The sequence below is a fragment of the Bacillus sp. UNC322MFChir4.1 genome, assembly GCF_000746135.1.
Lineage (GTDB): Bacteria > Bacillota > Bacilli > Bacillales > Bacillaceae_G > Bacillus_A.
The window spans coordinates 1-7,162 of sequence record NZ_JQKQ01000063.1 but is presented as its reverse complement, the minus strand read 5'-3'; the positions used below and the strand labels follow the sequence as shown (position 1 = coordinate 7,162).

Sequence of the window (7,162 nt, the reverse complement as noted above, 5' to 3'; positions counted from 1 at the left end):
CATCGGTGATAAATATAACTTCTCTCCAAACAATTTAAACTCCGTAATATCTGTAACCCATTTTTCATTTGGTTTTTCAGCTTGGAAGTTGCGATTTAAAATATTCGGTGCAATCTTTCCAACAGTTCCTTTATAAGAACGATATTTTTTCATACGGACTAGACATTTTAATCCTAATTCTTTCATGATACGTTGCACTTTTTTATGATTTACTTTGTGTCCGCAACTTGTAAGTTCATCACGAATACGACGATAGCCATAACGTCCCTCATGCTCGTCATAAATAGCTTGAATCAATACTTTTAGCTCTGCATCTGGATCAGGACGATCGAAATTTTTCACCCAATAATAATATGTGCTACGCGGAATATCTGCGAGTTGAAGTAGTGCTTTCACCGAAAATTCATGCCTTAATTCATAGATTACTTGGGCCTTGTCTTGTTTTGTGATTTTTCTTTGTTTTGAACTAAGGCATTCAACTTTTTTAAATACGCATTTTCCATACGTAAACGCTCATTCTCCGCTTGTAGTGCTTCAATTGAACCTTCAACTACTTTTTGATTTTTAGTTGTGCTCAGTTTTTTATTTTGCATGGATGGACGCCCCTTTTTCTTTGATTGTAGGGCACCCAATCCTTCTGAGTCATAAGCCACTTTCCACTTCCGAAGTGTCTCGTAAGACGGAATATTGAAAATCGCCGCTGTTTCCCTGATAGATGTCCCTTGTTCGTTCATATACTGAAGTACATCTAGTTTATACTGAAGAGAGTAGAATGCATAGCGTTTTTCAAAAGCTTTTTCACCTAAAGATTCATATCGTTTAATCCACTGATAGAGTACACTGGCATCAACACCTATAGATTTAGCAATTGTCTTTCCGCCTTCAGTACCCTCTAAATATCGTCTCACTGCTTGTATTTTTTCTTTTGAAGAGAATTTAGCCATAAAAAAATGCACCTCCAATTGTTAGACCGTGTCTAACAATTGGGGTGCACTACATAAGAGCCGGCTTTTATTTTATCTAATCCAATGTACATATGACTCATCGAAATACATCCAACCTTCAACGCCTTCACCTGTTACATAAATCCAGTTCTCATAACGATAATGTACGTCATAGGCAGAGCGCTTTGTAATTTTATTGATAACAACGTCACCAGTACTTGCACCTTTTCTAAGGTTAACATCAGTTGCATTAACCCACACGACACCTTTACTTTTTCCGTCCTTATTGATTTGACAAACATCATCTCTCATCCAATTATCAAGATTTACTTTATACCAAAAATGAGCACCATCATAAAGCCATTCATAGTAAGTATGCCCTTGTCCTTTTGTTGCTTGACGCATAATAGGTGCATTTACATTAGGTTCTTTACGAATATTAGCTACATCAGCAGTCGTTGTAAGGTATCCTAAAACATTTTCTTGTGGTAGTAAGGATTGAGAACTACCAATAAACTCAGATAAAGGCTTGTCCCCATTTAAGTAATTTAAGTCTACCTTTCCGATACCATCAAGCCATCCACCTGTTTCTCCGTCTGCATATTGCCAAATGTCACAAGCGACCCTATACAAAATGAGTGGGCTAAAAATGGGGACTTCGATTATAACGAAAAGAAAGCTCAAGCAATACTTTTACCATCAAGTTCTGGTTTGCCACATGCGAAAATTTCTGCTATGCAACGAAAACGAAGAAGAATTGAGGGGTATGATACTGATATACGCTATGAATTTAATGTAAGCTATAGGGAAATGATTGAGGCAGGGGTTGATCAAAAAGTTGCAAGAAAGGTATTAGTTGATGCTTATAAATTTTTTGATAGTTTAGGAGGTTTTATAAAAGAATGATAGACTTATCTAAAATTCCTGATTTAATAAAAAATAACCCAGCAAGTGATATTGAAATTCAAGAATTAGAAGATCTGATGAAAATGGAATTTCCTAATGCATATAAGGATTTATTGAGATACACGAATGGTTTTTCAATTGGTGGAGGTTTAACTATTTATGGTACTGAGGATATTCTAGAAAGAAATGAGACTTGGGAAGTAACTGAATATGCAAGTGGATATGTTTCTATCGGTGATGATGGTAGTGGTAATGTTTTTTTAATGTTGCAAAGTGCAGATGTAAAAGAAGTATTGGTTGTTGATTCTGGTGATATGGATCCCAATCATGCTACTGTAATTACCTTAGATTTTAGTGATTGGGTAAATGCAGGATGTTTAAATGAAAAAATACAGAAGATAGCAGTGGAATTTCCTGATACGTGTAATATAGTGTTAGTAGAAACTCCTAATGGAGGATTAAAAGATTTAGTAAAAATAAAAAGTGTATTAGCACTTGACATTTCAACAGGGGATTTATTAAAGGGTTCAAAAAATCTTCCTTTTATATTAGTGAAGAAATTTCCATATGGTAAGGCAAAAAAATTAATTGAAAAATTAGGACCTGCTGGTGTAGCCCTAAGTGCAGTACCTACTGATATAAATAATTAGTATTAAATATAGACACACTGGTGGTATTGTAAGTAATGAAGGTGAAGTGGATCCTCCTACACCACAAGCGTAACATTTGAATAGAGTTAAAGAACAAGCCGCCCACCTAAAAATGAGCGACTTTCTTTATTAAATCATTAACAATCTAAACTAATATTTTTTTATTATTTTTGTTTTTTCTTTTTCATAAGAAGATATAAAACGAAGAATACAATTATAATTGAGGCAAAACTTATAATTGTATAAATTCCTGTGCCAATATTCATTATTTCCCCCCGCAATTATACCGTACACCTTTGGAAACTATTTATTTTGTATTAAATAATTGCTAAAATAGAAATACATACACCTAAAACAAGTAATATAATTCCATTCTTTAGGTTGTATTTTAATAACTGCTTACCCCATAAAACACTTATCTGATTGATTCCTAAAATAAACAAAATTACTCCTATTCCAAATAAAAATTTCACTTGAAATAAAGCGTCTAACATTGGACCAAATGCTAATATTGCAAGCACAGATAAATTAAATAAAATAAAACTAAATACAATTTTAGAAAGAATTATCACAAATTTATTAGAAGTTTCCACCGTTACCCTCCTTTCATTTTATTGCTTATTGCCAATAAAACTTATCTACACCCCAAGCCCAGTTATAATGAACTACAAAACCATCCCAGTTTGTTGAACTAACAATTCTGTTAGCAACATAAGTACATACTGCAACTACACCTGAACCAACTATTATAGTTGTCCACTATCCATTAGCATGTATGATAAATCCCCACCAAAAGAATTCAACATCAGTATAGCCATATGATTCCTGTTTTGGAATTATACTTTGTAATCCTTGTTTTTTAACTTCTTTATTAATATCATAATGTCCTGTAAATATTTTACTATTTTCTGTATTTAATTCTGTTTTTTCGAGGGTTGGGTAAAAACATTCAAAATGTTAATGTTAATCTAAATAAAAAGACATAATATTCTATTTTTTATTGAAAAATAATTAATATAAACATTTTTCTTATCCAAATTATGTTAATATTTAATCAACAATTATATGGATGAGGAGGATATTATGAACGTATCGGTGAAGGGGAATGAACAAATTACAAAGTTGCTAAATGATTGGTATCAAGCCATGTTGCAGCAACAAGTTTCAAAAGCAACGACATTAAAACAAGAAGTTGATAATGAAATTAACAATGTAGAAACAGATTACAATATATCTTTGTATCATGCATTATTAAATTTTCGCTATACTGTTCTAACTGATTGGGTTTCAATTAAAGAAGACAGTTTTGATCAAGTAGCATCCTTTGAAATCCCAACAGATAAATCCCTAGCATATTATTATCATTTCTTCAAAGCTCTTCACTTAAGACTTATTACTAACTATACTGAAGCAAAAGAACAGTTTGATAAAGCTGAAACACTATTACAATACATTGTAAATCCTTTTGAAAAAGCTGAGTTTCATTATCGTTTAGGAGAATTTTATTATCATTCATATCAACACCTTAAATCCATTGATTGTATTCGAAATGCAAAAGAAAAATTTTCTAAACAGAATGGATATGAGATTAATCTTGCTTTATGTGAAAATATATATGGACTATGTTGTATCGATTTAAAACAATTTGAATTAGCTGAAGAAGCATTAAATACAGCATTAGCTTTATTCCAAAAAATAAATCATGCAAAATATATCCTTATGGTACGCAACAACTTAGGATTACTTTATGCAAATCAAAATTTATCAGAATTAGCACTTCGTCACCTATCAGAAGTAACAAAGAAATCTCCAAATCATTTCCGAGCGTTGTATTTAGAAGCTGATGAAAATTTGAAATTAAATCATCTAAATATAGCTAAACCATTAATAAAAAAAGGGTTATACATCTGTAATCATTTGAAAAATCGAGAATATCAATATCGTTTTATGATTTTAAAAGAAATGAATACAAATACAGATACATTAGAAAAAGCTGTTTTAGAAGGAATTACGTATTTTGAAAAAGAAAAATTATTTGACTGTATTGAAGAATATACAGATCGCTTAGCCGATAAATTTTATAATGAAAACAACTATGAACAAGCAAGCAAATATTATCGTATGAGTAAGGAAGCACAACAAAAACAAAGGGAAAAAGGAGCATTAAAATGATGAAAAAAGTCCTCTTAACAACAATAGGTTGTACATTTGTAGTATCTATAACAGCTGGATTTATAGGATTCAATAAAGGCGACACAGGCGGGTCACCACAAAGACCTGATTTAGCTTATACACATGGAGAAGGTTGGTCTCCAAATTATTCACATGCTGACTTACCTATCTCTGCCGATGGAAATCACAGAGGTTCTCCTTCTTACTCTGAACACGGTGATACACCATCACCTGCTGATAATAAAGGTGATGGTGGCGGTATTATAAGTAATAAAGTTGTAAGTGATCCCGGTGTTGGTGGTGGTATGGTAAGTAATGAGGCTGAAGGTGATACACCAGCACCACAAGCGTAACATTTTAATAGAATTAAAGAACAAGCCGCCCATCTAAAATGAGCGGCTTTCTTTATTATCTAAGCCCATTTGCATAAGATTCATCAAAATACATCCAACCTTCCACAATATGGGGACGGCATCAGAATTGGAAATGTTCCCGATCATAAATCTAAACCAAAACGAACAGGTACAGGTCAAGCATGGTTTCCCGAATCCTGGACTAGAAACGGTATAAAAGAAGCTGGTGAATATGTTGCTAACCTTCAAGAAAATATAAATGTAAAAGACGGAAATATGATATTTGGTGAATATAAAGGCGTAAGAGCTGGAGTAATAAAAACAAACGATAAGATTGGAACTGTATTCCCAGATGGAACAAAACAACCTTAAAAATGCAAATAAAGGAGAATTAATTATGTTTGAAGAACAAGTAAGAAAAATTATAGAGGAACGAAAGGCAGTTCATCCTGAAAATATTTTTTTAATTGAAAAATATTGGGAAGAACTTGCAGAATTATTAAGCGAAGATATTGAGCAAACTATTAAATTTTTAGATACCGCTTCAGAAGAAGAAGTAGAATGGCTTAGTGAGGTATTTGAGGATGTAGATTTTGACGAAAAAACTAAAGAATACGTGGAGTGTTTAAAACGTTTAGTACAAAAATTTCCGAACTCTACAATAAGACCATCTGTTGAAGTTGTAGAAAAAATGATATTTTAAATACAATCGAATTTAGATGAATAGATTCAATCTCATAATGCGACATATATAGATGTCGCATTTAAAAAAGCAGCTATTTCATGCACTTAGAAGCATATACAGCTGCTTTTTATTAAGCAGAACATAGATTATTGGTTTAATTAATTATTATAAGCCCTCATTTACTTTAATTGAAATATAAGCACCATGAACTCAATGGTTATCATAAAAAAATCAAATAAAATCAGAAAAACTATATAAAAATGGACGAAAATCCTGATTATTATATCTAATAAAATAATAAATAAAAATTCGAATTTCAAAGTTGGTGGACGTTTTTACTCTCCTAAAATTATTGAATGGTGAGTTTAAATTAAATAAACCGAAGAAGTAATCTTATTTATACTAGAAAAATAGCAAAGGAGAGTAAAAATGAAAATTTGGGAATTGAGAAGTTCGTTTGATGACTATAAATCCTTTCAACTATTGAATTATAAAGAAGACAAAAAATATTTTAAAGGGAAGTTCAACTCTACAGCAGTTTTATTAGATTCATGGGGAGAAATATTCATTGAATGTATAGAAGAAGGCAATCAAAGCGACTGTCCGCATTTTTGGGGAGAAACTGGTTCAATAATGATTAGTGAAAAAGCAAAAAATTTATTAGAACCTTTAATAGGTACTAATGTTGAGTTTCTTCCACTTGTTTATAATAAAACAAATAAAGTATATTATCTAATCCATGTTTTAAATGTACTAGATGCAATTGACAGTAATAAAGCAATCTTTAAAAAATTAAGTTCAGGTTTAATAATAGGCTGTGAAAAATTTGCATTTATTCCTAGTGTTGTTCAAAATGAAATGATTTTTAAATTGTATATAAATGAAAAAATTCACCCGAACTATATTTTGGTGTCAGATGAATTTAGAAATGCAGTATTAGAAAGTGATTTAAAAGGTTTTGAATTTATAGAGGTATGGGATTCAAAATCGTATATGTGATTAAAGTACTAATTCCATCATATTGTAAACTAAAAATAGTCACTCAGCACGTACAACTTCTATCTCTGATTTTGTTATGAGTGAATTAAAACAACATCGGATTTGGCAAATAGAGAGAAAATTACAATTTAGTATACCTTATTCAGAAAATGGTTATATTACAGCAAACGAAAAAGGTGGTCCACTGAATCCAAACTATGTGTACAATCACTTTTCTAAAGCAATAAAAAAAGCCAATGTGAAAAAAATCCGTTTTCATGATTTGCGTCATACACATGCATCACTTATGTTACTTCTTGGAGAACATCCGAAGATTGTATCAGAACGATTAGGACATTCATCTATCGAAATGGCAATGAACACATATTCTCACGTGACTTTCGACATGCAAAAGGAATCATCAGATCGGTTTGAAAAAGCTTTTCAGCAAACAAATTGATACAATGTGGTCAA

At 31.6% G+C, this 7,162-nt stretch carries 10 protein-coding genes and 1 pseudogene; 8 read left to right on the top strand and 3 right to left on the bottom strand.

What is annotated here, in order from left to right; translation table 11 throughout:
• Together BR72_RS25780 and BR72_RS17065 are read right to left on the bottom strand one after the other, a co-directional pair.
• Positions 1-944, bottom strand: a pseudogene (locus BR72_RS25780) (IS3 family transposase); the annotation flags it as partial.
• A 72-nt stretch (positions 945-1,016) separates the two neighbouring features.
• Positions 1,017-1,628: an SH3 domain-containing protein gene (locus BR72_RS17065; protein ID WP_420482272.1), complete on the bottom strand. Its 612-nt coding sequence runs from the start codon at positions 1,626-1,628 to the stop codon at positions 1,017-1,019.
• Between BR72_RS17065 and BR72_RS17060 the strand changes: the two genes are divergently transcribed.
• Both BR72_RS17060 and BR72_RS17055 read left to right on the top strand, forming a co-directional pair.
• Complete coding sequence (locus BR72_RS17060; protein ID WP_197059953.1) at positions 1,548-1,850, top strand: hypothetical protein; 303 nt, start codon at positions 1,548-1,550, stop codon at positions 1,848-1,850. The two genes, BR72_RS17065 and BR72_RS17060, sit on opposite strands and share 81 nt — an antisense overlap.
• A complete protein-coding gene (locus BR72_RS17055) occupies positions 1,847-2,500 on the top strand; it encodes an SMI1/KNR4 family protein (protein WP_035434805.1) in 654 nt (217 codons plus the stop codon). Before BR72_RS17060 ends, BR72_RS17055 begins: the two co-directional genes overlap by 4 nt.
• A gap of 317 nt (positions 2,501-2,817) precedes the next feature.
• On the opposite strand, the gene BR72_RS17050 is transcribed toward BR72_RS17055, so the two are convergent.
• Positions 2,818-3,093, bottom strand: a complete 276-nt coding sequence (locus BR72_RS17050) for a hypothetical protein (RefSeq protein WP_035434804.1) — start codon at positions 3,091-3,093, stop codon at positions 2,818-2,820.
• Positions 3,094-3,583: 490 nt separating this feature from the next.
• On the opposite strand from BR72_RS17050, the gene BR72_RS17045 reads away from it, so the two are divergent.
• From BR72_RS17045 to BR72_RS17020, 6 genes are all read left to right on the top strand, one after another.
• Positions 3,584-4,672 (top strand): response regulator aspartate phosphatase, encoded by a 1,089-nt coding sequence (locus tag BR72_RS17045; RefSeq protein ID WP_035434802.1) that lies wholly within the window; start codon positions 3,584-3,586, stop codon positions 4,670-4,672.
• Positions 4,669-5,025 (top strand): hypothetical protein, encoded by a 357-nt coding sequence (locus BR72_RS17040; RefSeq protein WP_051957352.1) that lies wholly within the window; start codon positions 4,669-4,671, stop codon positions 5,023-5,025. Before BR72_RS17045 ends, BR72_RS17040 begins: the two co-directional genes overlap by 4 nt.
• A 69-nt stretch (positions 5,026-5,094) precedes the next feature.
• A complete protein-coding gene (locus BR72_RS17035) occupies positions 5,095-5,397 on the top strand; it encodes an EndoU domain-containing protein (RefSeq protein ID WP_081904919.1) in 303 nt (100 codons plus the stop codon).
• Positions 5,398-5,422: 25 nt separating this feature from the next.
• Positions 5,423-5,728, top strand: coding sequence for a hypothetical protein (locus BR72_RS17030; protein WP_035434801.1), 306 nt, complete (start codon positions 5,423-5,425; stop codon positions 5,726-5,728).
• Between the two features lie 411 nt (positions 5,729-6,139).
• Positions 6,140-6,709 (top strand): imm11 family protein, encoded by a 570-nt coding sequence (locus BR72_RS17025; RefSeq protein WP_035434798.1) that lies wholly within the window; start codon positions 6,140-6,142, stop codon positions 6,707-6,709.
• A 76-nt stretch (positions 6,710-6,785) separates the two neighbouring features.
• Positions 6,786-7,148, top strand: a complete 363-nt coding sequence (locus BR72_RS17020) for a tyrosine-type recombinase/integrase (RefSeq protein ID WP_051957351.1) — start codon at positions 6,786-6,788, stop codon at positions 7,146-7,148.
• Positions 7,149-7,162 lie beyond the last annotated feature (14 nt).

Excerpts from the sequence above, each read along its gene's own strand:
- BR72_RS17055 (WP_035434805.1), top strand. The coding sequence starts at position 1,847 with ATGATAGACTTATCTAAAATTCCTGATTTAATAAAAAATAACCCAGCA.
- BR72_RS17045 (WP_035434802.1), top strand. The coding sequence starts at position 3,584 with ATGAACGTATCGGTGAAGGGGAATGAACAAATTACAAAGTTGCTAAAT.
- BR72_RS17040 (WP_051957352.1), top strand. The coding sequence starts at position 4,669 with ATGATGAAAAAAGTCCTCTTAACAACAATAGGTTGTACATTTGTAGTA.
- BR72_RS17030 (WP_035434801.1), top strand. The coding sequence starts at position 5,423 with ATGTTTGAAGAACAAGTAAGAAAAATTATAGAGGAACGAAAGGCAGTT.
- BR72_RS17025 (WP_035434798.1), top strand. The coding sequence starts at position 6,140 with ATGAAAATTTGGGAATTGAGAAGTTCGTTTGATGACTATAAATCCTTT.
- BR72_RS17020 (WP_051957351.1), top strand. The coding sequence starts at position 6,786 with ATGAGTGAATTAAAACAACATCGGATTTGGCAAATAGAGAGAAAATTA.